22 protein-coding genes and 1 riboswitch are annotated in these 22,480 nt (G+C 66.0%); of the genes, 14 read left to right on the forward strand and 8 right to left on the reverse strand.

What is annotated here, in order from left to right; translation table 11 throughout:
* Window positions 1-8: 8 nt before the first annotated feature.
* The 7 genes from ACWGS8_RS08200 to ACWGS8_RS08230 form a co-directional block, all read right to left on the reverse strand.
* Window positions 9-704 (reverse strand): NADH-ubiquinone dehydrogenase, encoded by a 696-nt coding sequence (locus ACWGS8_RS08200; RefSeq protein ID WP_454580443.1) that lies wholly within the window; start codon window positions 702-704, stop codon window positions 9-11.
* Window positions 705-780: 76 nt separating this feature from the next.
* A complete protein-coding gene (nuoF, locus tag ACWGS8_RS08205) occupies window positions 781-2,085 on the reverse strand; it encodes an NADH-quinone oxidoreductase subunit NuoF (protein WP_454580444.1) in 1,305 nt (434 codons plus the stop codon).
* Window positions 2,086-2,095: 10 nt separating this feature from the next.
* A complete protein-coding gene (locus tag ACWGS8_RS08210; RefSeq protein ID WP_454580445.1) occupies window positions 2,096-3,370 on the reverse strand; it encodes an NADH-quinone oxidoreductase subunit E in 1,275 nt (424 codons plus the stop codon).
* Window positions 3,371-4,561, reverse strand: coding sequence for an NADH-quinone oxidoreductase subunit D (locus tag ACWGS8_RS08215; RefSeq protein ID WP_454580446.1), 1,191 nt, complete (start codon window positions 4,559-4,561; stop codon window positions 3,371-3,373).
* 9 nt (window positions 4,562-4,570) lie between these two features.
* Window positions 4,571-5,176, reverse strand: coding sequence for an NADH-quinone oxidoreductase subunit C (locus ACWGS8_RS08220; RefSeq protein WP_454580447.1), 606 nt, complete (start codon window positions 5,174-5,176; stop codon window positions 4,571-4,573).
* A 4-nt stretch (window positions 5,177-5,180) separates the two neighbouring features.
* On the reverse strand, window positions 5,181-5,762 hold the full coding sequence (locus ACWGS8_RS08225; protein ID WP_126054018.1) for a NuoB/complex I 20 kDa subunit family protein: 582 nt from the start codon (window positions 5,760-5,762) through the stop codon (window positions 5,181-5,183).
* Window positions 5,753-6,118, reverse strand: a complete 366-nt coding sequence (locus ACWGS8_RS08230; protein ID WP_010910112.1) for an NADH-quinone oxidoreductase subunit A — start codon at window positions 6,116-6,118, stop codon at window positions 5,753-5,755. The genes ACWGS8_RS08225 and ACWGS8_RS08230 overlap by 10 nt, the downstream gene beginning before the upstream one ends.
* A 333-nt stretch (window positions 6,119-6,451) precedes the next feature.
* On the opposite strand from ACWGS8_RS08230, the gene ACWGS8_RS08235 reads away from it, so the two are divergent.
* From ACWGS8_RS08235 to ACWGS8_RS08270, 8 genes are all read left to right on the forward strand, one after another.
* Complete coding sequence (locus tag ACWGS8_RS08235; RefSeq protein WP_454580448.1) at window positions 6,452-7,651, forward strand: winged helix-turn-helix domain-containing protein; 1,200 nt, start codon at window positions 6,452-6,454, stop codon at window positions 7,649-7,651.
* Between the two features lie 29 nt (window positions 7,652-7,680).
* Window positions 7,681-7,887, forward strand: a riboswitch (cobalamin riboswitch).
* A 38-nt stretch (window positions 7,888-7,925) separates the two neighbouring features.
* Window positions 7,926-8,354 (forward strand): DUF1636 family protein, encoded by a 429-nt coding sequence (locus ACWGS8_RS08240; RefSeq protein ID WP_454580449.1) that lies wholly within the window; start codon window positions 7,926-7,928, stop codon window positions 8,352-8,354.
* A 2-nt stretch (window positions 8,355-8,356) separates the two neighbouring features.
* A complete protein-coding gene (gene cobW, locus ACWGS8_RS08245) occupies window positions 8,357-9,394 on the forward strand; it encodes a cobalamin biosynthesis protein CobW (protein WP_454580450.1) in 1,038 nt (345 codons plus the stop codon).
* A gap of 18 nt (window positions 9,395-9,412) precedes the next feature.
* Window positions 9,413-12,772, forward strand: a complete 3,360-nt coding sequence (cobN, locus tag ACWGS8_RS08250) for a cobaltochelatase subunit CobN (RefSeq protein ID WP_454580451.1) — start codon at window positions 9,413-9,415, stop codon at window positions 12,770-12,772.
* A complete protein-coding gene (gene cobG / locus ACWGS8_RS08255; RefSeq protein WP_454580452.1) occupies window positions 12,769-14,283 on the forward strand; it encodes a precorrin-3B synthase in 1,515 nt (504 codons plus the stop codon). Before cobN ends, cobG begins: the two co-directional genes overlap by 4 nt.
* A gap of 2 nt (window positions 14,284-14,285) precedes the next feature.
* Window positions 14,286-14,918 carry a precorrin-8X methylmutase gene (locus tag ACWGS8_RS08260; RefSeq protein ID WP_454580453.1) on the forward strand — a complete coding sequence of 211 codons (633 nt, stop codon included), beginning with the start codon at window positions 14,286-14,288 and terminating at the stop codon, window positions 14,916-14,918.
* The gene (locus tag ACWGS8_RS08265) at window positions 14,915-15,685 is read left to right on the forward strand and encodes a precorrin-2 C(20)-methyltransferase (RefSeq protein ID WP_454580454.1); all 771 of its coding nucleotides are present in this window, start codon (window positions 14,915-14,917) and stop codon (window positions 15,683-15,685) included. The genes ACWGS8_RS08260 and ACWGS8_RS08265 overlap by 4 nt, the downstream gene beginning before the upstream one ends.
* Window positions 15,682-16,446, forward strand: a complete 765-nt coding sequence (locus tag ACWGS8_RS08270) for a precorrin-3B C(17)-methyltransferase (protein ID WP_454580455.1) — start codon at window positions 15,682-15,684, stop codon at window positions 16,444-16,446. The genes ACWGS8_RS08265 and ACWGS8_RS08270 overlap by 4 nt, the downstream gene beginning before the upstream one ends.
* On the opposite strand, the gene ACWGS8_RS08275 is transcribed toward ACWGS8_RS08270, so the two are convergent.
* Entirely contained in the window at window positions 16,410-17,171 is a 762-nt protein-coding gene (locus ACWGS8_RS08275) for a cobalt-precorrin-6A reductase (RefSeq protein WP_454580456.1), read from the reverse strand. The genes ACWGS8_RS08270 and ACWGS8_RS08275 overlap by 37 nt on opposite strands.
* A gap of 1 nt (window position 17,172) precedes the next feature.
* On the opposite strand from ACWGS8_RS08275, the gene cbiE reads away from it, so the two are divergent.
* From cbiE to cobS, 6 genes are read left to right on the forward strand one after another with little or no spacing between them, the layout of a single operon-like run.
* Window positions 17,173-18,408: a precorrin-6y C5,15-methyltransferase (decarboxylating) subunit CbiE gene (cbiE, locus tag ACWGS8_RS08280; protein ID WP_454580457.1), complete on the forward strand. Its 1,236-nt coding sequence runs from the start codon at window positions 17,173-17,175 to the stop codon at window positions 18,406-18,408.
* Window positions 18,405-18,791, forward strand: a complete 387-nt coding sequence (locus tag ACWGS8_RS08285) for a cobalamin biosynthesis protein (protein ID WP_454580458.1) — start codon at window positions 18,405-18,407, stop codon at window positions 18,789-18,791. Before cbiE ends, ACWGS8_RS08285 begins: the two co-directional genes overlap by 4 nt.
* Window positions 18,788-19,552: a precorrin-4 C(11)-methyltransferase gene (gene cobM / locus ACWGS8_RS08290; protein WP_454580459.1), complete on the forward strand. Its 765-nt coding sequence runs from the start codon at window positions 18,788-18,790 to the stop codon at window positions 19,550-19,552. The genes ACWGS8_RS08285 and cobM overlap by 4 nt, the downstream gene beginning before the upstream one ends.
* Complete coding sequence (gene cobA / locus ACWGS8_RS08295; RefSeq protein WP_454580460.1) at window positions 19,549-20,367, forward strand: uroporphyrinogen-III C-methyltransferase; 819 nt, start codon at window positions 19,549-19,551, stop codon at window positions 20,365-20,367. Before cobM ends, cobA begins: the two co-directional genes overlap by 4 nt.
* Window positions 20,364-21,683, forward strand: coding sequence for a cobyrinate a,c-diamide synthase (locus tag ACWGS8_RS08300; RefSeq protein WP_454580461.1), 1,320 nt, complete (start codon window positions 20,364-20,366; stop codon window positions 21,681-21,683). Before cobA ends, ACWGS8_RS08300 begins: the two co-directional genes overlap by 4 nt.
* Window positions 21,680-22,456, forward strand: coding sequence for an adenosylcobinamide-GDP ribazoletransferase (cobS, locus tag ACWGS8_RS08305; protein ID WP_454580462.1), 777 nt, complete (start codon window positions 21,680-21,682; stop codon window positions 22,454-22,456). Before ACWGS8_RS08300 ends, cobS begins: the two co-directional genes overlap by 4 nt.
* The last annotated feature ends 24 nt before the right edge of the window (window positions 22,457-22,480 follow it).

The following is a 22,480-nucleotide window of genomic DNA, read 5'->3' on the forward strand; positions in this document are numbered from 1 at the left end:
CATTTCATTCATTTCTTCGCGGCCAGCGCAGCCGCCTGCGCAGTCCAGTCGTCGCGGCCGATACGGCCGTTGAACGACAGATAATCGTCGACCCAGGCGATCTCCTGCGGCGACCAGGCGGCGATCTGGGCATAGGTCCAGATGCCAAGCCCGTTCAGCACCTTTTCCAGCTTCGGTCCGATGCCTGATATCGCCTTGAGGTCGGACGGTTTCGCCGGCTTGTCGATCGCCCTGGGCTGCCTGAAATCCTCGGGCAGTAGCACATCGGCGGCCTCGCCGGCCGCCGGAGCCGCATTCACCGCCGGCGCCGTGGTTGCGGCTTCCTTGGCGGCGATGTCGGTGACCTCTTGCGCGAAGGACTGCGCCTCGGCAATCAGGGTCTTGGCCGTCGCCCGCGCCTTGGTGGACGACGAGTTCGCGTCCTCGAACTGCTCGACGCGTGTCTCGAAATCCTCGATCAGCGGCTGCATCAGCCGCTGTGATGCCTCGGCGGCTCCTGTGAGTGCCCCCAGCCAAACGCCGAAGGCGTGATTGGCGAGCCCGATGCCGAGCGCCGACATCGCCACCGCACCTGCAACAGGGTGCACGAAAAGGTTGACGGCGCTGGCCATCTCCTTCGGCATCATCCTGGTCAGGTCCTGGTTCATCTTCTCGATCTGGTCCAAATTGGGCATCAATGGGTAGGGTGTCGAATACGCCGCCATAGGGTTCTCCTGGTCGTTTCTTCGTTCGCCCCGCCCCGTTGTTTTCGTTTCGGGCTTTCGCCCGCACTCAATTCGTCTATTCCGCCGCCACCATCACCGGTTCGGCCCGATGCGCGTTGCGCGAAAACTCGTCGATGCGCCGTTCCACCTCGCCGCGAAAATGCCGCATCAGGCCCTGGATCGGCCATGCCGCCGCATCGCCCAGCGCGCAGATCGTGTGGCCCTCGACCTGCTTGGTGACGTCGAGCAGCATATCGATCTCGCGCTTCTGCGCCTCGCCGCGCACCAGCCGCTCCATCACCCGCCACATCCAGCCGGTGCCTTCGCGGCACGGCGTGCACTGGCCGCAGCTCTCATGCTTGTAGAAATACGACAGCCGCGCGATCGCCTTCACGACATCGGTCGACTTGTCCATGACGATGACGGCCGCGGTGCCGAGGCCGGATTTGAGGTCGCGCAGCGCGTCGAAATCCATCGGCGTGTCGATGATCTGCTCGGCCGGCACCAGCGGCACAGAGGCGCCGCCCGGAATGACCGCCAAGAGATTGTCCCAGCCGCCGCGGATGCCGCCGCAATGCGTCTCGATCAGTTCGCGGAACGGGATCGACATCGCCTCTTCGACGGTGCACGGATTGTTGACGTGGCCGGACACGCAGAACAGCTTGGTGCCGACATTGTTGGGCCGGCCGAAGGACGAGAACCAGGCCGCGCCGCGGCGCAGGATGGTTGGCGCCACCGCGATCGACTCGACATTGTTGACCGTCGTCGGGCAGCCATAGAGGCCGACATTGGCCGGGAATGGCGGCTTCAGTCTGGGCTGGCCCTTCTTGCCCTCCAGGCTTTCCAGCAGCGCCGTCTCTTCGCCGCAGATATAGGCGCCAGCGCCGTGATGCATGTAGACGTCGAAATCATAGCCTGACGTGTTGCCCTTGCCGATCAGCTTGGCTTCGTAGGCCTCGTCGATGGCGCGCTGCAACGCCTCGCGCTCACGGATGAACTCGCCGCGCACATAGATGTAGGCGGCAACCGCGCCCATGGCGAAGCCGGCGAGCAGCGCCCCTTCGACCAGCGTGTGCGGGTCGTTGCGCAGGATGTCGCGGTCCTTGCAGGTGCCAGGCTCGGATTCGTCGGCGTTGATGACGAGGTAGCTCGGCCGGCCATCGCTCTGCTTGGGCATGAACGACCATTTGAGGCCAGTCGGGAAGCCGGCGCCGCCACGGCCGCGCAGGCCGGACGCCTTCATCTCGTTGACGATCCACTCGCGCCCCTTGGCGACGATGCCGGGCGTGTTGTCCCAGGCGCCACGCGCCATGGCGCCGGCCAGCGACTTGTCGAAGAGGCCGTAGATGTTGGTGAAGATGCGGTCTTTATCCTGAAGCATTTTTCGTCCCTCAGACCGGCTTCTTGCCGAAGACGCGGATGTATTCGGCGACGCCGCCCTTGGCGAGCGCCTTGGCCTGCTTGACCCAGTCGTCGCGCTCGATGCGGCCGTGGAAGGAGAGATAGCCGTCCACCCACTCGCGCTCGGCCTTATTCCAGGAAGCGACCTGCGTGAAGGTGAAGATGCCCAGTGTATGCAGGACGCCCTCGATCTTCGGGCCGACGCCGGAGATCAGCTTGAGATCGTCGACCGCTGCCGGCCTGTCGATACCGGCCGGGCGATTCTTGTCCTCCAGCGACGGTTTTGCCGGCTTTGCCTCCGGCGCCTTGGCTTCCGGCGCCTTGAAAGCGGAAGCCGGTTCGGCCTTGGCCTTCGGCCCATTGCGCTGCTTGGAGACCTTCTCGACTTCCGGCGCCGCCTTGTTGGCATTGGCCGCCGAATGCAGCGGCGCCGAAACGCTCGCCGCCTTCTCCGCCGCCGGCGCCACCTTGGTCTTCGAGGGTGTCTTCAACGCCGGACTGGTTTCAGGCGCGTCGGTCTTCGGCTTGCTGGCGTTGGACGGCGCGACGGGAGCGGGTGCCGGAACGGGCGCGGCGATGATCGCGTCGGGTGCCGCCTTGGCGGCCTTTGCGGCCTCCCTGGCTTCCCGGTCGCGGGTCGACTTGAGGATCGCCTTTTCGCTTTTCAGCGTCGTGAGACCAGAGGCCGGCTCCGAGCCGGTGCGGCCGTTCTGCGGCCCCGGCGCCACCGAAGCGCCCTTGCCCGCATCATAGAGGTCGATGATTTCAGCCAGCCGTTCCGGCGTCAGGTCCTCGAACGTGTCCTTGAAAATCATCACCATCGGCGCGTTGACGCAGGCGCCGAGGCATTCGACCTCTTCCCACGACAAGGTGCCCTTGTCGTTGGTGTGGAACTGGTCGTGGTGGATTTTCGAGCGGCAGACATCCATCAGCGCTTCCGAACCGCGCAGCATGCAGGGCGTGGTGCCGCAGACCTGGATGTGCGCGCGGGTTCCGACGGGATTGAGCTGGTACTGCGTATAGAAGGTCGCGACCTCGAGCCCGCGGATACGCGGCATGCCGAGCATGTCCGAGATCGTCTCGATCGCCGCCTTGGTGACCCAGCCTTCCTGCTCCTGCGCGATCATCAGCAAGGGAATGATCGCCGACTGCTCGCGGCCCTTCGGGTACTTCTTGATCCATTGCTTCGCCGCTGCAGCGTTCGCCCGGTTGAAGGCGAAGGATGCTGGCTGGACGCTGGCTTCTGCGAGACGGCGGACTGACATTTAGCGATCGACCTCACCAAACACGATGTCGAGGGAGCCGAGGACGGCGGTGACGTCGGCCAGCAAGTGGCCGCGGCAGAGGAAATCCATGGCTTGCAGATGCGCGAAGCCGGGCGCGCGCAGCTTGCAGCGGTAGGGCTTGTTGGTGCCGTCGGAGACGAGGTAGACGCCGAATTCGCCCTTCGGCGCCTCGACGGCCGCGTAGACCTCGCCGGCCGGCACGCGATAACCCTCGGTGTAGAGCTTGAAGTGGTGGATCAGCGCTTCCATCGAACGCTTCATCGCCGAGCGCTTGGGCGGCACCACCTTGCCGTCGAGGTTCGACACCGGACCGGTGCTTTCCTTGCCGAGCAAGAGATCGACGCACTGGCGCATGATCCTGGCCGACTGGCGCATTTCTTCCATGCGCACGAGGTAACGGTCGTAGCAGTCGCCGTTCTTGCCGATCGGAATGTCGAAATCCATTTCCGAATAGCACTCATAGGGCTGCGACTTGCGCAGGTCCCAGGCCGCGCCCGAACCACGCACCATGACGCCGGAAAAACCCCAGGCCCAGGCATCGGCCAGCGAGACAATGCCGATATCGACGTTGCGCTGCTTGAAGATGCGGTTGCCGGTCAGCAGCTTGTCGAGGTCGTCGATCGACTTCAGGAACGGGTCGATCCACTTGCCGATGTCCTCGACCAGCTGGCGCGGCAGGTCCTGGTGGACGCCGCCAGGGCGGAAATAGGCGGCATGCATGCGCGAGCCGGAGGCGCGCTCATAAAACACCATCAGCTTTTCGCGCTCGACGAAGCCCCACAGCGGCGGCGTCAGCGCGCCGACGTCCATGGCCTGCGTCGTCACATTGAGGATGTGCGACATGATGCGGCCGATCTCGCAATAGAGCACGCGGATCAGCTGGCCGCGCTTCGGCACTTCGATGCCGAGCAGGCGCTCGGCGGCCAGTGCGAAGGCGTGCTCCTGGTTCATCGGCGCGCAGTAGTCGAGCCGGTCGAGATAAGGCACGGCCTGCAGATAGGTTTTTGCCTCGATCAGCTTCTCCGTGCCGCGATGCAGCAGCCCGATATGCGGATCGACACGGTCCACGACCTCGCCGTCGAGCTCGAGGACCAACCTCAAAACACCATGCGCCGCAGGGTGTTGAGGTCCAAAGTTGATGTTGAAATTGCGGACGGAGGTCTCAGCCATTGTGGCGCCTCAATTCGTCTTGGCTTTTTCATCGCCCGGCAGGACGTAATCCGTCCCTTCCCACGGCGAGAGAAAATCGAAATTGCGGAATTCCTGCTTGAGCTCGACCGGCTCATAGATGACGCGCTTGGCTTCGTCGTCGTAGCGCACCTCGACGAAGCCGGTCAGCGGGAAATCCTTGCGCAGCGGATGGCCTTCGAAACCGTAGTCGGTCAAAAGGCGGCGCAGATCGGGATGGCCCGAGAACAGCACACCATAAAGGTCGTAGGTCTCGCGCTCGAACCAGTCGGCGCCGGGATAGACACCGGTGATCGACGGCACCATCGTCTCCTCATCGGCCTGCACCTTGACGCGGATGCGCACATTCTGTTTCGGCGACAGCAGGTGATAGACGACGTCGAAGCGCTTGGCCCGCGACGGATAGTCGGCGCCGCAGACATCGATGATCGAGATGAACTGGCAGCGCGCATCGTCGCGCAGGAAGGTCACGACTTCGATGAGGTCGCGCGGTTCAACACGGATGGTCAGCTCGCCATAGGCGATATCAGCGTCATTGACGCGACCAATCAGCTTTTCGCCGAGATAGGTCGACAGTTCGCTAAGGGATGCGGCCATGGATTTACCGTTCGATCGTGCCGGTGCGGCGGATTTTCTTCTGCAGGAGAAGAATGCCGTAGAGCAAAGCTTCGGCGCTCGGCGGGCAGCCGGGCACATAGATGTCGACCGGCACGACGCGGTCGCAGCCGCGCACCACCGAATAGGAATAATGGTAGTAGCCGCCGCCATTGGCGCAGGAGCCCATCGAGATGACGTAGCGCGGCTCCGGCATCTGGTCGTAAACCTTGCGCAACGCCGGCGCCATCTTGTTGGTCAGCGTGCCGGCAACGATCATGATGTCCGACTGGCGCGGCGAGGCGCGCGGCGCAACACCGAAGCGCTCCGAATCGTAGCGCGGCATCGAGGTGTGGATCATCTCGACGGCGCAGCACGCCAGACCGAAGGTCATGAACATCAGCGAGCCCGAGCGCGCCCAGGTGATCAGCGCCTCGGTCGAGGTGACCAGAAAACCCTTGTCGGCAAGCTCATTGTTGATTTCGAGGAAGAAGGGATCGTCCTGCCCCACCGGCCTGCCGGTGTTGGGATCGATAATGCCCTTCGGCTTCGGCGCGACGAGGGTGCCTGAACTGTCGTTCAATCCCATTCCAGCGCTCCTTTTTTCCATTCATAGGCAAAGCCGATGGTCAGCACTGCCAAAAACACCATCATCGACCAGAAGCCCAGCATGCCTATCTTCGAGAAGGAGACGGCCCAGGGAAACAGGAAGGCCACTTCCAGATCGAAGATGATGAAGAGGATCGACACCAGGTAGAAGCGGATGTCGAATTTCATGCGGGCATCGTCGAACGAGTTGAAACCGCACTCGTAGGCGGAAAGCTTTTCGGGATCGGGATTGCGGTAGGCCACAAGGAACGGTGCGGCCAGCAGCGCCAGGCCGACGACCAGCGCCACGCCGATGAACAGGACGATGGGCAGGTACGAACTGAGAAGTGCGTTCATGCAGCGGCTTTCCGTTGGCGCCAATCCACTTTGATTACAGCACCGGACCTTAATGCGGAAGCGTGACAGATTAACCGCTGAACCGTTTTAAGGGGCCTATGCTGCAACGCGGCGAGGGTTAGCGCAGCACTTCCAGCGAAGCAAGTCAAACCTTGTTCAAAACGCCGACCTGGATGGCAGATCCGAAGAAACTGGTCCGATCCGCTCTTGTTTGATTTCCTTCGCTTTTTACTCCACTTTTCTCTCCTGACAAGGTTACCGCCAAAACCCTGCTAGCATGGGCTGGAATCACCCGTCAGACCCATAGCCGAAGCACCCCAGAGTGATACCTGCATGAAGGAAAAAATCTCGCTTGCCACCGCCCGGCGCATTGCACTTGCCGCTCAAGGATTTCTCGATCCCCGCCCAAATGGCACACCCGACCGCCGCCACTTCGCCCGCGTGCTCTCCCGCACCGGCCTGCTGCAGATCGATTCCGTCAGCGCGGTGGTGCGCGCGCATTATATGCCGCTCTATTCGCGGCTCGGCCCCTACCCGCTCGCGCTGCTCGACAATGCCGCCGTGACGCGCAAGCGCACGGTCTTCGAATACTGGGCGCATGAGGCATCCTTCCTGCCGGTCGAGACCTACCCGCTGATGCGCTGGCGCATGCAGCGCGCCGAACAGGGCGACGAGATGTATCTGGGCCTGGCCAAATGGGGCCGCGAGCATGCCGCCTATATAGAAGAGATCTACCGCGAGGTCGTCGCGCGCGGCCCGATCGCCGCTTCGGCGCTGGAAGGCCAGAAAGGTTCGGGCGGCTGGTGGGGCTGGAGCCATGCCAAGCACGCGTTCGAATGGCTGTTCTGGGCCGGGCGCATCACCACGGCGCACCGCCGCGGCTTCGAGCGCTTCTATGATTTGCCGGAGCGCGTGCTGCCGCAGGCTATCCTCGATCTGCCGGTGCCGCCGGCCGAGGACGCGCACCGCGAATTGCTGCGCATTTCCGCCCGCGCCCATGGCGTGGCGACATCGGGCGATTTGCGCGACTACTTTCGGCTGTCGCCGGCCGAGATGAAAGGCCGGCTGGAGGAACTGGTCGAGCTGGGCGAACTCGTGCCGGTGCGTGTCGAAGGCTGGGACAAGCCGGCTTACCTCCACAAGGACGCCCGCCTGCCCCGGAAAATCGAGGCCCGCGCCCTGTTGGCACCGTTCGACCCGGTCGTTTTCGAGCGCTCGCGCTCCGAGCGGCTGTTCGATTTCCACTACCGCATCGAAATCTACACGCCGGCCGAAAAGCGCCAATACGGCTACTACGTCCTGCCCTTCCTGCTCGGCGACCGGATTGTCGCGCGCGTCGACCTCAAGGCCGACCGGCCCGCCGGCGTCCTGCGCGTCCACGCCGCCTACGCCGAGCCCGGCGCGCCGCCGGAAACCGCGGCTCAGCTCGTCGAGGAACTGAAGCAGATGCAGGGCTGGCTCGGCCTTGAACGCATGGAAGTGACGCCCGCCGGCGATCTGGGTCAGGCGCTGGCCGACATCGCCATGTCGTAGCCGCGCGTTGACACCGCTGCCCGCAACAGCCTAAATCCGCTCCAGACGGTCCCTTGCCCGCAACGGCAGGGGCTAAGAGGGAATGCGGTGCGAGGTGCAAAAAACTCAAATCCGCGGCTGTCCCCGCAACTGTAAGCGAAGAGCCAAGGCCGAAAGCCACTGGGACGTTCCCGGGAAGGCGGCACCCAAGGCGATGACCCGCGAGCCAGGAGACCTGCCGTCTGCGACAAAGAATCCGATCGCCCGGCGGGTTTCCGGGCAAGGAGCCCGGCTTTTGGACCAGAACGGCAGTTTTTCGGCTGGCACAGCGGACAATTCGTCCGCCGACAGCGACGCCTTGGCCGGCGTCACCGTCATCGTCTGCGCCTCCTGTCGCGACGAGACCGGCTCGGACGCCCATCCCCGCGCCGGCGAACTGCTAGCCGAAGACACGCGCCGCGCCGCATCTGATGAAAACATCCGCATCCGCACGGTCGAATGTCTCGGCAATTGCAAGCGCCGGCTCAGCGCCGCGATCCTGCGCGACGGCTGCTGGAGCTATGTGTTCGGCGACCTGACCGCGACCAGCGGCGCCGACCTCGTCACCGGCGCAAAGCTCTTCGCCACCTCGACCGACGGCCTCATCCCCTGGCGCGGCCGGCCCGATTCCCTCAAGCGCGGCCTCGTTGCCCGCATTCCTCCCCTCGACCTGCTGAAGGACTGATCATGAGCGCTTCCGTCACCCGCGTCCCCTGCACCGTCGTCACCGGCTTCCTCGGCGCCGGCAAGACGACGCTGGTCCGCCATCTCCTCGAAAACGCCGGCGGCAAGCGCATTGCTATTATCGTCAACGAGTTCGGCGACATCGGCATTGACGGCGAGATCTTGAAGGGCTGCGGTATCGACACCTGCCCGGAGGAAAACATCGTCGAACTGGCCAATGGCTGCATTTGCTGCACTGTGGCCGACGATTTCGTACCGGCGCTCGACCAGATCCTGTCGCTCAACCCGAAGGTCGACCACATCCTGATCGAAACCTCGGGCCTGGCCCTGCCCAAGCCTCTGGTCCAGGCCTTCCAGTGGCCGACGGTGAAGAGCCGCGTCACCGTCGATGGCGTCATCGCCGTGGTCGATGGGCCGGCGCTTGCCGAAGGCCGCGTCGCCAACGACATGGACGCCCTGCAGGCGCAGCGCGCGCAAGACGACAGCCTCGACCATGACGACCCGGTCGAGGAGGTGTTCGAAGACCAGATCGCCTGCGCCGACCTGATCATCCTTTCGAAGAGCGACCTGATGGACGCCGCCGGTTCGGCCCGCGCCAACGCCATCGTCAACGAACATTCCGCCCGCGCCGTCAAGATCGTGCCGACCTCGTATGGCAAGGTCGATCCTTCCGTGCTGCTCGGGCTCGGTCTTGCCGTCGAGGACGACATCGAGAACCGCAAATCCCATCATGACGGCGCGTTCGACCACGAGCATGACGACTTCGACACCTTCATCGTCGACATCCCGTCGATCGCCAATCCGGACGAGTTGGCAAAACGCGTCGCCGCCGCCGCTGAACAGGAAAACGTGCTGCGCGTGAAAGGCTTCGTCGAGGTCGGCGGCAAGCCGATGCGGCTTTTGCTGCAGGCCGTCGGCCAGCGCGTCAATCATTACTATGACCGCGCCTGGACCGCCGAGGACGACCGCCGTTCGCGCCTGGTCGTCATCGGCCTCAAGGGGCTGAACCGCCCGGCAATCGAGCGTATACTCGCCGGCTGATTTCAGACACGGGCCGCGATGCATATCCTCACCACGACCTCCGCTTCGCTCGACGATCTCGCCGAGCCGGTCGATCTGCGGCAGACGCCGGCGGATATCGTGGCCCTGTCGTTCACCGACAGCGACCTCGCCGGACTGGCGGCCGCCTGGAAGGCGGATGCCGGCCGTTTGCCCTCAATGCGGCTGGCGGCGCTGCGCGACCTGCGCCACCCCATGTCCGTCGACCTCTGGGTCGACAGCGTCGCCCGCCACGCCAAGATCATCCTGGTGCGCATCCTGGGCGGCTACGACTGGTGGCGCTATGGCTGCGACCAGCTGGCCTCGACCGCTCGGGAACGCGGCATAAAACTGGCGCTGCTGCCCGGTGAAAGCCACGACGAGGATATCAGGCTGATCGAAGCCTCGACGCTGCCGCGCCGGGAATTGGAAGCCCTGCTCGGCTATTTCCGCGAGGGCGGCCCGGCCAATATGGGCGCTCTGGTGCAGAGGCTGGCCAGGTTGGTTGGGCAGGACGCGGCCGTTGTTGAGCCGGTGACGGTGCCAAAAGCCGGCTACTACGAGCCAGGCCGCGGCGTCGTCCCCCTCCCCCTTGAGGGAGAGGGAAGGGTCGTGCCCATTCTCTTCTACCGCTCGATGCTGCTGGCCGCCGACGTCGCGCCCATCGACGCTCTTTTCGACGCGCTGCGGCAGCGCGGCATCACGCCTGTCCCCATCTTCGTCTCTAGCCTCAAAGACCCGACATCCCTGGCGTTCGCGGAAACCGCGATCGCCTCCCGGAAACCCGCCGCCATCATCACAGCGACCGCCTTCGCCTCCGGCGCCGAACCGGGCGTCGAAACCCTGTTCGACCGCGCCGGCGTGCCGGTCTTCCAGGTCATCGTCGCCACCACCCGCCGCGACGTCTGGGAAAACAACCAGCGCGGCCTGGCGCCCGCCGATCTCGCCATGCATGTCGTGCTGCCAGAACTGGACGGCCGCATCCTCGCCGGCGCGATTTCCTTCAAGGGCGAAAGCGATGTCGATCCCGCACTCGGCCACCGCGCCTTCGCCAATCGGCCGGAACCGGATCGCGTGGCGCAGGTGGCTGATCGCGTGGTGGCCTTCGTTCGCCTGCAGGAGACGCCCCACCCCGAGCGCAAGCTGGCTATCTTGATCCCGGACTATCCAAGCGCTCCCGGCCGCACGGGATATGCCGTCGGCCTCGATGTGCCGTCGAGCGTGCTGGCCATGCTGCATGACCTGAAGGAGCAGGGCTATGGCATTGAGGGGATTCCGCAAACGCCGCGGGAATTGCTGTATTTGCTGGAGCGGGGCGACCAGGCGTTGGGGGTGGATGAGTATCTCGACTTTTCTAACGAGTTGCCGACAGCGGCAATTGCCGCAGTAGAAGCCGCTTGGGGCAAGGCAGAAGCGATAGGCTTGCACAAGCCTTCGCTATCGAACAAGAAACACTTCCCCTTCCGCGCCGCCACCTTCGGCAACGTCACGGTCGCCCTCGCCCCCGATCGCGGTCGGTCAGCGGATCGCCGCGCCGATTATCACGACCCGACCCTCCCGCCGCGCCATGCGTTGATCGCCTTCGGCCTGTGGCTGCGCAAGTCGCTCGGCATCCATGCGCTGGTCCATGTCGGCGCCCACGGTACGCTGGAATGGCTGCCGGGCAAGACCGTTGCGCTGTCGCAAAGTTGTTTTCCCGAGATCGTCACCGGCTCCCTGCCCGTCATCTATCCCTTCATCGTCTCCAACCCCGGCGAGGCGGCGCAGGCCAAGCGGCGCATCGCCGCCGTCACCCTTGGCCATCTGCCGCCGCCGCTGGCCGGCGCCGGGCTGGACGAAGACCAGCACAAACTGGAGCGCCTGGTCGATGAATACGCCCAGGCCGACGGCCTCGACCGCCGCCGCCGCGACCGCCTGGCAAAACTGATCGTCGATATGGCGCAAAAGACCGGCCTCGCCGCCGAAGCCGGCATCGCCAGGACCGACGCGCCCGACGAGGCGCTGCGCCGCATCGATGCCTGGCTCTGCGACCTCAAGGACTTCGCCATCAAGGACGGGCTGCATATCTACGGCCGCGCGGCCAACGATGAGTTCGACGCCATGCGCCGCCAAAGTGCCGAGGCTGAAAGGTCAGCGCTGCTCGCCGCGCTCGATGGCCGTCACGTCAAGGCAGGCCCGGCCGGCGCGCCGGCGCGCGGCCGGTCCGACGTGCTGCCCACCGGTCGCAATTTGTTCACATCGGATCCACGCACCATGCCGACGCCGACCGCCTATGATCTGGGCAAGGCGGCGGCGGAAGAGGTGGTGCGCGGCTATCTGCAATCGCACGGCGACTGGCCGCGTTCGCTGGTCATCGACCTGTGGGGCTCGGCCTCGCTGCGCACCGGCGGCGAGGAGATCGCGCAAGGCCTGGCGCTGATGGGTTGCCGGCCGCAATGGGATGCCGCCACCGGCCGCATCACCGGCATCGAAGTGCTGCCGCCGGCCTCGCTCGGCCGTCCGCGCGTCGATGTCACCTGGCGCATATCGGGCCTGTTCCGCGACATGTTCCCGACCCAGATCGCGCTGATCGATGCCGCCGCCAACGCCGTTGCCGCCCGCGACGAAGAGGATTCGGAAAACCCGCTCGCGGCCCGGACTCGCGCCGACGGCAAGATCAGCCCGCGCATTTTCGGCACCTCACCCGGCACCTATGGCGCCGGCGTCGAGGATCTGTTGTCCAGCGGCGACTGGGGCGCGCGCGAAGAGATCGGCCGCGCCTATCTCGACGCCACCTCGCATGCCTATGGCGGCGCCGGCGGCGAAGGCATCGCCGCGCCCGGCGCCTTCGAAACCCGCATCGCCGAAGCCGATCTTCTGGTCCACACCGGCGACGACCCCGGCCGCGATATTCTCGAAGGCTCGGCCGACGTCGCGTTCATCGGCGGGTTTTCCGCGGCCCTTGCGGCGCTTGGCCGGAATGCCGACGTCATCGTGCTCGACACGACGGACCCGCAAAAACCGAGGCCGCGCTCGGTCAGCGAGGCCGTATCGCGGGTGGTGCGCGCCCGCGCCGTCAACCCGCGCTTCATATCAGGACAGATGCGCCACGGCCCGCGCGGCGCCTCCGAATTCGCCGAGACGGTCGACCGGCTGGTCGGCTTCGCCGAGACCACCCATGCTATTTCAGGCGCGCTGATCGAGGCCGTGCACGACGCCTATGTCGGCGACGCAGATGTTCGCGCCTTTATCCTTCGGGAAAACCCGGCGGCGGCGAAAGTCATTGCCGAGCGTTTTCTCTCGGCGCGCCGGCGCGGTCTCTGGCATCCCTTGCGCAATTCGATCGACGACGATCTCGCCGCGCTGATTGCCGAGGCCGAGGCGCTGGGAGTGGCGGCATGAACGCCTTCTCGCGTCGCGGTGCCTGTCCGGCCCTGTCGGCGCCGATGCAGACCGGCGATGGGCTGCTGGTGCGGCTCAACCCGGTTGCCGGAGGCCCATCTTCCGAAGGATTGTCGCCAAAGCTGTTGATTGCACTTGGCGAATCCGCGCTGCGGCATGGCAATGGCGTCATGGAAGTGACAGCGCGTGGCAGCCTGCAGATTCGCGGGCTGACGCCGGACAGTGCAGCACTGCTGGCGGCGGAGGTCGACGCGCTGGGGATCGCGGTGCGGACTGGCGTGCCGGTGGAGACAGCGCCGCTGGCGGGCATCGACCCGCGGGAGGTCGCTGACCCGCGGCCGCAGGCTGAGCGGATCAGGGTAGCGGTTGAAGAGGCCGGACTGACACAACGGCTGGGGCCGAAGGTGTCTGTCGTGGTGGATGGCGGCGGACAACTGACGATGGATGAGGTGACGGCCGACGTGCGACTGAAGGCGGTGCGCATGGGTGCTGGAATCCGGTGGCAGGTGTCTGTCGCGGGCGATGGACAGAATGCGACGCAGCTTGCCACCGAGAGAGACGACGCGGCGTGCGACATTGCCATTGCAGTGCTGAGGATGGTCGCAGAGAAAGGCCGCGAGGCTCACGCGAGAGACTTGTCGGAAAGGCAGTTGGTGTCTCTTGCGGGTTGGCTATGCCTGACAGGTTTGCGCGAGGCGCCCCCCTCTGTCCTGCCGGACATCTCCCCCACAAGGGGGGAGATCGCTCATTCACGCTCGCCTTCGCCAATTTCCGCGGCTGAAGAGGCAGAGCCGGCGCCCAAACTGCCAATCTCCCCCCTTGTGGGGGAGATGTCCGGCAGGACAGAGGGGGGCGCCGTAGAGCACCCTCGCTCGCCAATCGGCCTTTTCAACCTCAACGCCGGCCTAGCCCTCGGCGTCGGCCTCCCCTACGGCAGCATGCCGGCAGATAAGATCATCGACCTTGCGCAAATCGCCCTCACCCTCGGCACCACCGAAATCCGCCTCGCCCCAGGCCGCGCGATGCTCTTCCTCGGCCAACCGGCAGCCGCTAACCAATCTCTCCAAACCATCGCCGCCACCCTCGGCTTCGTCACCTCCGCAGCCGACCCGCGCACGCGCATCGCCGCCTGCCCCGGCACGCCGGCCTGCGCTTCCGGCCGCATCACCACCCGCGACATCGCCGGGACAATCGCCGCCGAAAACGCCGACATCCTCGACTTCACCCTGCACATTTCCGGCTGCGCTAAGGGCTGCGCGTATCCCGGTCCGGCGGCGCTCACAATCGTCGGCGGCGAAAATGGAGCCGGACTTGTCGTGAACGCGACGGCAAAGGGTCTTCCTGCGGGCTACAGGCCGGGCTATGACGCCGCGCGCGGCATCGGTCGCGTCGCGGCGGTGATCCGCAGCGCACGAGTTCAGGGCGAGACCGCCGCCGCCTGCCTGACAAGGCTGGGGCCGGCGGCAATCGCCGAGGCTTACCGACAGGCCCAAACTACAAAACGGAAATGAGCATGGCCGCCTACGACTACATCCACGACGGCACGGCGATCTACGAGCGTTCCTTCGCTATCATCCGCGCCGAGGCGGACCTGTCGCGCTTCTCGGAAGCCGAGGCCGATGTGGCGATCCGCATGATCCATGCCTGCGGCCAGGTCGAAGCCTCAAGCCATTTCGTTTTCTCACCTGACTTTGTCGCCGCAGCACGCAAGGCTCTCGCCGCCGGCGCACCAATCTTCTGCGACGCTGAAATGGTCTCGCACGGCGTCACCCGTGCCCGGCTGCCGGCCGGCAATGAGGTGATCTGCACGCTGCGCGACCTGCGCACGCACGACATTGCCAGGGAGATCGGCAACACCCGCTCCGCCGCCGCCATCGACCTGTGGGGCGAGCGCATGGGGGGTTCGGTCGTCGCCATCGGCAATGCGCCGACCGCACTCTTCTATCTCCTGGAAAAATTGCGTGATGGCGCGCCGAAGCCGGCGGCCATCATCGGCATGCCGGTCGGCTTTGTCGGTGCCGCCGAATCGAAGGATGCGCTGGCCGAGAATTCCTATGGCGTGCCCTATGCCATCGTGCGCGGCCGGCTTGGCGGCAGCGCGATGACCGCCGCCGCGCTCAATTCGCTGGCGAGGCCTGGCCTGTGAACGCGCTTCCCAATGCCAATTCACGGGGCAAGCTCGTCGGCGTCGGCACCGGTCCCGGCGATCCCGAACTGTTGACGCTGAAGGCCGCGCGGGCCCTGGCCGAGGCCGATGTCGTCGCCTATTTCGCCAAGCGCGGCAACAACAGCAACGCGCGTGCCATCGTCGAGGCGCGCTTCCGGCCGGACATGCTGGAATTGCCGCTGCTCTATCCCGTCACCACGGAGATCGACAAGGATCACGACGACTACCGCTCGCAGATCACGGGTTTCTACGAGGAGTCGGCCGAGAAGGTCGCCGAACACCTCGAAGCCGGCAAAATGGTTGCCGTCCTGTCCGAAGGCGACCCGCTGTTCTACGGCTCCTATATGCATCTGCATGTGCGCCTCGCCCATCGTTTCCCGACCGAGGTCATTCCCGGCGTCACCGCAATGTCCGGCTGCTGGTCGCAGACCGGTGTGCCGATCGTGCAGGGCGACGATGTGCTGACCGTGCTGCCCGGCACGATGAGCGAATTCGATCTGACCCGTCGGCTGGCCGACACCGATGCCGCTGTCATCATGAAGGTCGGCCGCAACCTGCCCAAGATCAGGCGGGCGCTGGAAGCCACCGGCAAGCTGACGCGCGCCGTCTATGTCGAGCGCGGCACCATGGCCGGCAGCGTCTCGATGAAGCTCGCCGACAAACAGGACGACAAGGCGCCCTACTTCGCCATCATATTGGTCGCCGGCTGGTCCGGCCGGCCCGGCGCGCTGGGAGCACAGGCATGAGCGGCCGTCTCACCGTCATTGGCCTCGGGCCTGGCAATGCCGACCAGGTCACACCGGAAGCCAGCCGCGCCGTGGCCGAGGCAAAATTCTTCTATGGCTACAAGCCTTATCTCGACCGGCTGGAACTGCGCCCGGACCAGACCCGCGTCGCTTCCGACAACCGTGAGGAACTCGCCCGCTCCAAGGATGCCTTGATCAAGGCCGCCGAGGGCCATGACGTCGCCGTGGTTTCCGGCGGCGATCCCGGCGTCTTTGCCATGGCGGCCGCCGTCTGCGAGGCGATCGAGGCCGGCCCGGCCGAATGGCGCGCGGTCGATGTCGCGGTCGTGCCCGGCATTACCGCGATGCTCGCGGTCGCCGCCCGCATCGGCGCGCCGCTCGGCCATGATTTCTGCGCCATCTCGCTGTCCGACAATCTGAAACCGTGGGAACTGATCGAACTGCGCCTCCTGGCGGCGGCCGGCGCCGGCTTCGTCATCGCGCTCTACAACCCGATCAGCAAGGCGCGCCCTTGGCAGCTTGGCCGCGCCTTCGAATGCCTGACCGCGATCCTGCCCGGCACCACGCCTGTGATTTTTGGCCGCGCCGCAGGCCGTCCGGACGAGCGCATCGAGGTTTATCTGCTGGCTGACGTCGACGCGCAAAAGGCCGACATGGCGACCTGCATCATCATCGGCTCGCCGGAAACCCGCATCATCAAGCGCAGTGACAAGCCGGCGCTTGTCTATACGCCGCGCTCGGCAGCGGGCTCGACAAGATGATCGACCATCGCGGCGAGTTCATCGACGGTTTCAGCCGAAGGCACCTCCGGCAGATCAGGTCTGCGAACCATGACCACCTCGATGCCAAGCGCCCGCGCGGCGGCAATCTTGCCGTAGGTGGCGGCGCCGCCGCTGTTCTTGGACACGACGAGTTCGATGCGGTGCTCTTCGAGCAGCGCGCGTTCTTCCGCCTCGCCAAACGGTCCGCGAGCCAGCAGATAGCTCGCATCCGGCACGGCCAGCCCCGGCTCGACGGGATCGACGCTGCGAATGAGGTAGTGATGCTGCGGGGCTGCTTCGAAAGCGGCAACCTCTTGCCGGCCAAGCGCCAGGAAGACGCGCCGCGGCGCCGGGCCAAGCGCTTGCGCGGCGTCGCTTGTCGCATCGACGAGCGTCCAGCGGTCGCCTTCGACCGGCTGCCAGCCGGGACGGCGCAAAGCAAGGATCGGCACGCCGGTCAGCCGCGCCGCGTGCGCGGCGTTGGCGGAGATTCGCGCCGCATAAGGATGCGTGGCGTCGATCAGCAGACCGGTGCCGGTCTCCCTGAGATAGGCGGCCAGCCCCTCGGCGCCGCCAAAGCCTCCGCTTCGCACGGGCACGCCTTGCGAGACCGGGCTATCGGTGCGGCCGGCCAAAGACAGGGTGACCGAGGCGCGTGCCGCCAGTTTTCCGGCCAGTTGCCGGGCTTCCGTGGTGCCGCCGAGAATCAGAATGCGGTGGGTCATCATGCCTGCTGAAAGTTCGCGCGGCGCCGGACCGAAATGGCTGACGGTGATCGGCATCGGCGAGGACGGTTTAGCGGGTCTCGGCGACGAGGCCAAGCAGCGGATTGCCAAGGCCGAGATCATCTTCGGCGGCAAGCGGCACCTGGCGCTGGTCGCGTCCTTCGCCAAGGGCGAGCCACGGCGCTGGCCGGTGCCTTTCGATGCCGGGATGGCCGATGTGCTGGCCCTTGCCGGCAGGAACGTCTGCGTGCTCGCCTCCGGCGATCCCTTTTTCCACGGGGTGGGCGCTACCCTCGCCCGCAAGGTCAAGCCGCGCGAGATGCATGTCATCCCCGCGCCATCGGCCGTTTCGCTGGCGGCCGCCCGCCTTGGCTGGGCGCTGCAGGAGATCGAGATCGTCTCCCTGCATGGCCGGCCGCTCGACCTGATCCGGCCGCTGCTGCAGCCCAATGCGCGCATCCTGGCGCTGACGTCGGATGCCGAAGCGCCCGATGCAATTGCGCGCCTGCTCACCGAACTCGATTTCGGCGCCTCGCGCCTGACGGTCCTTGAGGCACTGGGTGGGCCAACGGAGAACCAGCGCACCGCCCGCGCGGATGCCTTCGACCTCGAAAACATCAATCCGCTCAACGTGCTGGCCATCGAAATTGATTCGAGCCCGCAAGCCCGCGTCCTGCCGCTCACGGTCGGTCTCGCCGACCATCTGTTCGACCATGACGGCCAGATCACCAAACGCGAAATCCGCGCCATCACCCTTTCCTCGCTGGCGCCGAGGCGCGGCGAATTGCTGTGGGACATCGGCGCCGGCTCGGGTTCCATCGGCATCGAATGGATGCTCGCCCACCCCTTGATGCGCGCCATCGCCATCGAAGCCGATCCGACCCGAGCCGCCCGCATCCACCGCAACGCCACAGCCTGTGGCGTTCCCGGCCTTGTGGTGGTGGAAGGCAGCGCACCTAAGGCGCTGGCCAGACTGGACACGCCGGATGCGATCTTCATCGGCGGCGGCGGCAGCGATACCGGCGTGTTGAACGCTGCCATCAAGGCGCTGCGCCCCGGCGGCCGGCTCGTCGCCAACGCTGTGACGCTGGAGATGGAAGCCTTGCTTCTCGCGCAGCACACAAAACTGGGGGGCGATCTTACCCGCATCGCCATCTCTCGCGCGTCGCCGGTCGGCTCGATGCAGGCATGGCGGCCGGCAATGCCGGTCACCCAATGGAGCTGGGTGAAGCCATGATCGTCGCGGGCATCGGCAGCCGAAAAGGCGTGAGCGTTGAAGACGTGCTTGCCGCGATTGAAACCGCTCTGGAAGCGCATGGGCTGGCCATGACGGCGCTTTCCGCACTCGCAACTGCTGCCCTGAAGAAGGATGAAGCAGCGATTGCCGCCGCCGGCCGCGCGTTGAACCTTCCGGTCATCATCGTCGATGACGCGGCCCTTCGGGGCGTCGCCGGGGAAACGCTGAGCCACTCCGACCTGTCGCAAGAAGTTGCCGGCACGCCCTCGGTTTCCGAGGCATCCGCCCTTGCCGTGGCCGGCGCCGGCGCAAAACTGCTTGGCCCTCGCACCGTGCTTGGCCCGGTCACCTGCGCCATCGCCATCAGCGGAGACGCGCCATGACCGTTCATTTCATCGGCGCCGGTCCGGGTGCCGCCGACCTCATCACGCTGCGCGGCGCCAGGCTCTTGGCAAGCTGCCCGGTCTGCCTGCATGCCGGCTCGATCGTCGCGCCTGAATTGCTGCAGCATTGCGCGCCGGGGACGAAACTAATCGACACCGCGCCGATGTCCCTCGACGAAATCGAGGCGGCCTGTGTCGATGCTCACAAATCAGGCTATGACGTCGCCCGCCTGCATTCCGGCGACCTGTCGGTGTGGAGCGCCGTTGCCGAACAGATCCGCCGGCTGGAAAAGCACGGCATACCCTACACGCTGACGCCGGGCGTCCCCTCCTTCGCCGCTGCCGCCGCAGCACTTCGCCGCGAACTGACCATTCCGGAAGTCGCGCAAAGCCTGGTGCTGACCCGCGTTTCCGGACGTGCTTCAAAAATGCCGCCCGGCGAAACGCTGGCCGGCTTCGGCCGCACCGGCGCCACGCTCGCCATTCATCTTGCCATCCACGCCATCGACCGCGTCGTCGCCGAATTGACGCCGCATTATGGCGGCGATTGTCCGGTGGCGATCGTCTTCCGCGCCTCCTGGCCGGATGAGCGGGTGCTGACCGGTACGCTGGAAACGATCGAGGCGCAGCTGGCCGCCGATCCGATGGAGCGCACCGCGATCATCTTCGTCGGCCGCTCGCTGGCGGCGGAAGGTTTTGGCGAAAGTTCTTTGTACGACGCCCACTATCAGCGGCGTTTTCGCGGACGGGACGGATTGTGAGCGGCAACAGCAAAAACAACGGCGGCAACGCCGCGCTCGAACAGGCGCTCGCCCGGCTGAACTTCAAGCCGCGCCCGCTGGAGCCGGGCCATGTCTGGCTGGCCGGCGCCGGTCCCGGCGACCCCGGCTGCCTGACGCTGGAAGTGCTGGCGGCTTTGGCGGAAGCGGACGCGTTGGTCTACGACGCACTGGTCTCGCCTGATGTCGTCGCCGTTGCCGCAAACGCCGAGCTGTTCTTTGCCGGCAAGCGCGGCGGCCAGCCATCGATGAAGCAGGACGACATCACCGCTCTGCTGGTCCGGCTGGCGCGCCAAGGCCGCCGCGTTATCAGGCTCAAGGGCGGCGACCCCTACATTTTCGGCCGCGGCGGCGAAGAAGCCTTGGCGCTGGCACGCGAAAACATTCCGTTCCGCGTGCTGCCGGGCCTGACATCCGGTCTCAGCGCACTGGCCGCCACCGGCATCCCGGCCACCATGCGCGGCATCAACAAGGCGGTGATCCTGGCGACCGGCCACGCCGCCGGCACCGATGATGACATCGACTGGGCGGCGATCGCCCGCACCGGCCAGCCAGTCGTGGTCTATATGGGCATGGCCAATTTGCCTTTGATCGCGGCAGCCCTGCTCGACGGCGGGCTGGTGCCCTCGACGCCGGCGGCGGTGATCGTCGCCGCCACCACGCCGCAGGAGCGGACCGTCGTCGCCACGCTCGCCACAATCGCGGAGGAAGCGGCCGCAGCAGGGCTGACCTCGCCGGCGCTGATCGTCGTCGGCGGCATCGTCGCCATGCGCGCGGCATTGACGGGGCAGGCATGACGGCCCGCGCCATCATCATCGGCGCGCCGCGCTCCGGCTCGGGCAAGACCAGCGTCACCATCGGCATCTTGCGCGCGCTCACCCGGCGCGGCCTGAAAGTGCGCGGCGCCAAATCCGGCCCCGACTATATCGACCCCGGTTTCCACACCGCCGCCACCGGCCTCTCCGGCGTCAATCTCGACAGCTGGGCGATGCCGCCGTCGCTGCTCAATGCGCTGGCCGCGCAACAGGCCGACGACACCGATTTCGTCATCCTCGAAAGCGCCATGGGCCTGTTCGACGGCATTCCAGCAACACCTGGGCGAACCGGCTCTGCCGCCGACCTTGCCCGGCTCTACGGCCTGCCGGTGCTGCTGGTGCTCGACGTGTCAGGCCAGTCGACCACGGCGGCCGCTGTCGCCAAGGGCTTTACCACCTACGATCCCGATGTGCGCATGGCCGGAATCGTGCTCAACCGGCTGGGCAGCGAGCGCCATCGCCGCCTATCCGGCGACGCCATCGAGGCGATCGGCCTGCCCGTCGTCGGCGCCATTCTGCGCGATCCCACGCTCAATCTGCCCGAGCGGCATCTCGGCCTTGTCCAGGCCGGCGAGTATGATGATCTGATGGCGCATCTCGACCGGCTGGCCGACATGGTCGAGAAATCGCTCGACCTCGATGCCGTGATGAGGCTGGCGACGCCCCTCACTCCGGCTGCTGGCGGATTCGCCGACGCGCTGCAGCCGCCCGGTCAACGCATCGCGCTCGCCGAGGATGCCGCCTTCACTTTCCTTTACCCGCATGTCGCCGCCTGTTGGCGCAAGGCCGGCGCGGAGATCGTTGTGTTCTCACCGCTCGCCGATGAAGCGCCCGACGACAGCTGCGATGTCTGCTGGCTGCCCGGCGGCTACCCCGAGCTTCACGCTGGCAAGCTCGCCGCTGCTGCGAATTTCCATGCCGGAATGGCGCGTTTCGCTGCGACCAGGCCCATCCATGGCGAGTGCGGCGGCTTCATGGTGCTTGGCGAAGCACTGGAGGATGCATCAGGCGAAACGCATCGTATGCTCGGCCTGCTCGGCCATGCCACCAGCTTCGCCAAGAGAAAAATGAACCTCGGCTATCGCGAGGCGCGGCTGCGCGCCGATTGCCCGCTGGGCACACAGGGCGCCCTGATCCGGGGCCATGAATTCCACTATGCGCAGATGACGGCCACCGGCAATGACGAAACGCTGGCCGACCTCGCCGATGGCCTGGGCAATCCGATTGGCGCTTCCGGCTACCGGCGTGGTCATATCAGCGGTACTTTCTTCCATGCGATAGCGAGGGCCGGCGCATGAAGTTCCCGAATTTGACCCTTTCGCCCCGGCAGATCCTCGACGACGTCGCGCTTTGCCTGGTCTTTTTCACTCGCCTGCCCTTGCCCGACCTCGACTTTCGCGGCCGTAGCCTCGCCGCCGCGATCTGGGCAGCGCCGGTCGCCGGCCTTCTCGTGGGGCTGATCGGCGCCATCGTCTTTGCCACGGCGGAGCGGTTCGGCCTTGCCATGGGGCCGGCGGCGGCACTTGCCCTCGTGGCAACCGTGATCACCACCGGCTGCCTGCACGAGGATGGGCTGTCCGACGTCGCGGACGGTTTTGGCGGCGGCAAGTCGCGCGGCCGCAAACTCGACATCATGCGCGACAGCCGCATCGGCGCTTATGGCGCCATGGCGCTGGCGCTGTCGCTGCTGATCCGCTGGAACGTGCTTTCGGAACTGGTGGATCCCACTCAAGCGCTCTTTGCCCTTGTTGCCGCGCATGCGGCCTCGCGCGGCGTGCTGGGCGCCTTCATGCACCTCTTGCCCCCGGCACGATCCGACGGCCTCTCGGCCGGCGCCGGTACGGTCTCGCTGGAAACCGCGATCGCCGGCGCGGTGCTCGGCGCGATCCCGCTGCTCCTGCTTGGGACGGGCGGCGCCATCGCCGCGCTCATCCTGCTCGGCCTGTTCTTTGCCGCCTTCCACGCCCTTTGCCTCAACCAGATCGGTGGCCAGACCGGCGACACGATCGGCGCCTTGCAGCAGGTGAGCGAAATATCCGTGCTTCTCGTCGCTTCCGTCGCGCTTTCCTGATTCCCTTCGACTTGATTCCCTTCC

The organism is Mesorhizobium sp. 43Arga, from assembly GCF_053714255.1.

Bases quoted from the DNA above. Each gene is read 5' to 3' on its own strand.
- ACWGS8_RS08200 (WP_454580443.1), bottom strand. From the start codon at position 704: ATGGCGGCGTATTCGACACCCTACCCATTGATGCCCAATTTGGACCAG.
- cbiE (WP_454580457.1), top strand. From the start codon at position 17,173: ATGCCTGCTGAAAGTTCGCGCGGCGCCGGACCGAAATGGCTGACGGTG.
- ACWGS8_RS08230 (WP_010910112.1), bottom strand. From the start codon at position 6,118: ATGAACGCACTTCTCAGTTCGTACCTGCCCATCGTCCTGTTCATCGGC.
- cobS (WP_454580462.1), top strand. From the start codon at position 21,680: ATGAAGTTCCCGAATTTGACCCTTTCGCCCCGGCAGATCCTCGACGAC.
- ACWGS8_RS08225 (WP_126054018.1), bottom strand. From the start codon at position 5,762: ATGGGATTGAACGACAGTTCAGGCACCCTCGTCGCGCCGAAGCCGAAG.
- ACWGS8_RS08235 (WP_454580448.1), top strand. From the start codon at position 6,452: ATGAAGGAAAAAATCTCGCTTGCCACCGCCCGGCGCATTGCACTTGCC.
- cobW (WP_454580450.1), top strand. From the start codon at position 8,357: ATGAGCGCTTCCGTCACCCGCGTCCCCTGCACCGTCGTCACCGGCTTC.
- ACWGS8_RS08215 (WP_454580446.1), bottom strand. From the start codon at position 4,561: ATGGCTGAGACCTCCGTCCGCAATTTCAACATCAACTTTGGACCTCAA.
- ACWGS8_RS08260 (WP_454580453.1), top strand. From the start codon at position 14,286: ATGGCCGCCTACGACTACATCCACGACGGCACGGCGATCTACGAGCGT.
- ACWGS8_RS08270 (WP_454580455.1), top strand. From the start codon at position 15,682: ATGAGCGGCCGTCTCACCGTCATTGGCCTCGGGCCTGGCAATGCCGAC.
- cobM (WP_454580459.1), top strand. From the start codon at position 18,788: ATGACCGTTCATTTCATCGGCGCCGGTCCGGGTGCCGCCGACCTCATC.
- ACWGS8_RS08285 (WP_454580458.1), top strand. From the start codon at position 18,405: ATGATCGTCGCGGGCATCGGCAGCCGAAAAGGCGTGAGCGTTGAAGAC.
- ACWGS8_RS08275 (WP_454580456.1), bottom strand. From the start codon at position 17,171: ATGACCCACCGCATTCTGATTCTCGGCGGCACCACGGAAGCCCGGCAA.
- cobG (WP_454580452.1), top strand. From the start codon at position 12,769: ATGAACGCCTTCTCGCGTCGCGGTGCCTGTCCGGCCCTGTCGGCGCCG.
- ACWGS8_RS08220 (WP_454580447.1), bottom strand. From the start codon at position 5,176: ATGGCCGCATCCCTTAGCGAACTGTCGACCTATCTCGGCGAAAAGCTG.
- nuoF (WP_454580444.1), bottom strand. From the start codon at position 2,085: ATGCTTCAGGATAAAGACCGCATCTTCACCAACATCTACGGCCTCTTC.
- cobN (WP_454580451.1), top strand. From the start codon at position 9,413: ATGCATATCCTCACCACGACCTCCGCTTCGCTCGACGATCTCGCCGAG.
- ACWGS8_RS08300 (WP_454580461.1), top strand. From the start codon at position 20,364: ATGACGGCCCGCGCCATCATCATCGGCGCGCCGCGCTCCGGCTCGGGC.
- ACWGS8_RS08210 (WP_454580445.1), bottom strand. From the start codon at position 3,370: ATGTCAGTCCGCCGTCTCGCAGAAGCCAGCGTCCAGCCAGCATCCTTC.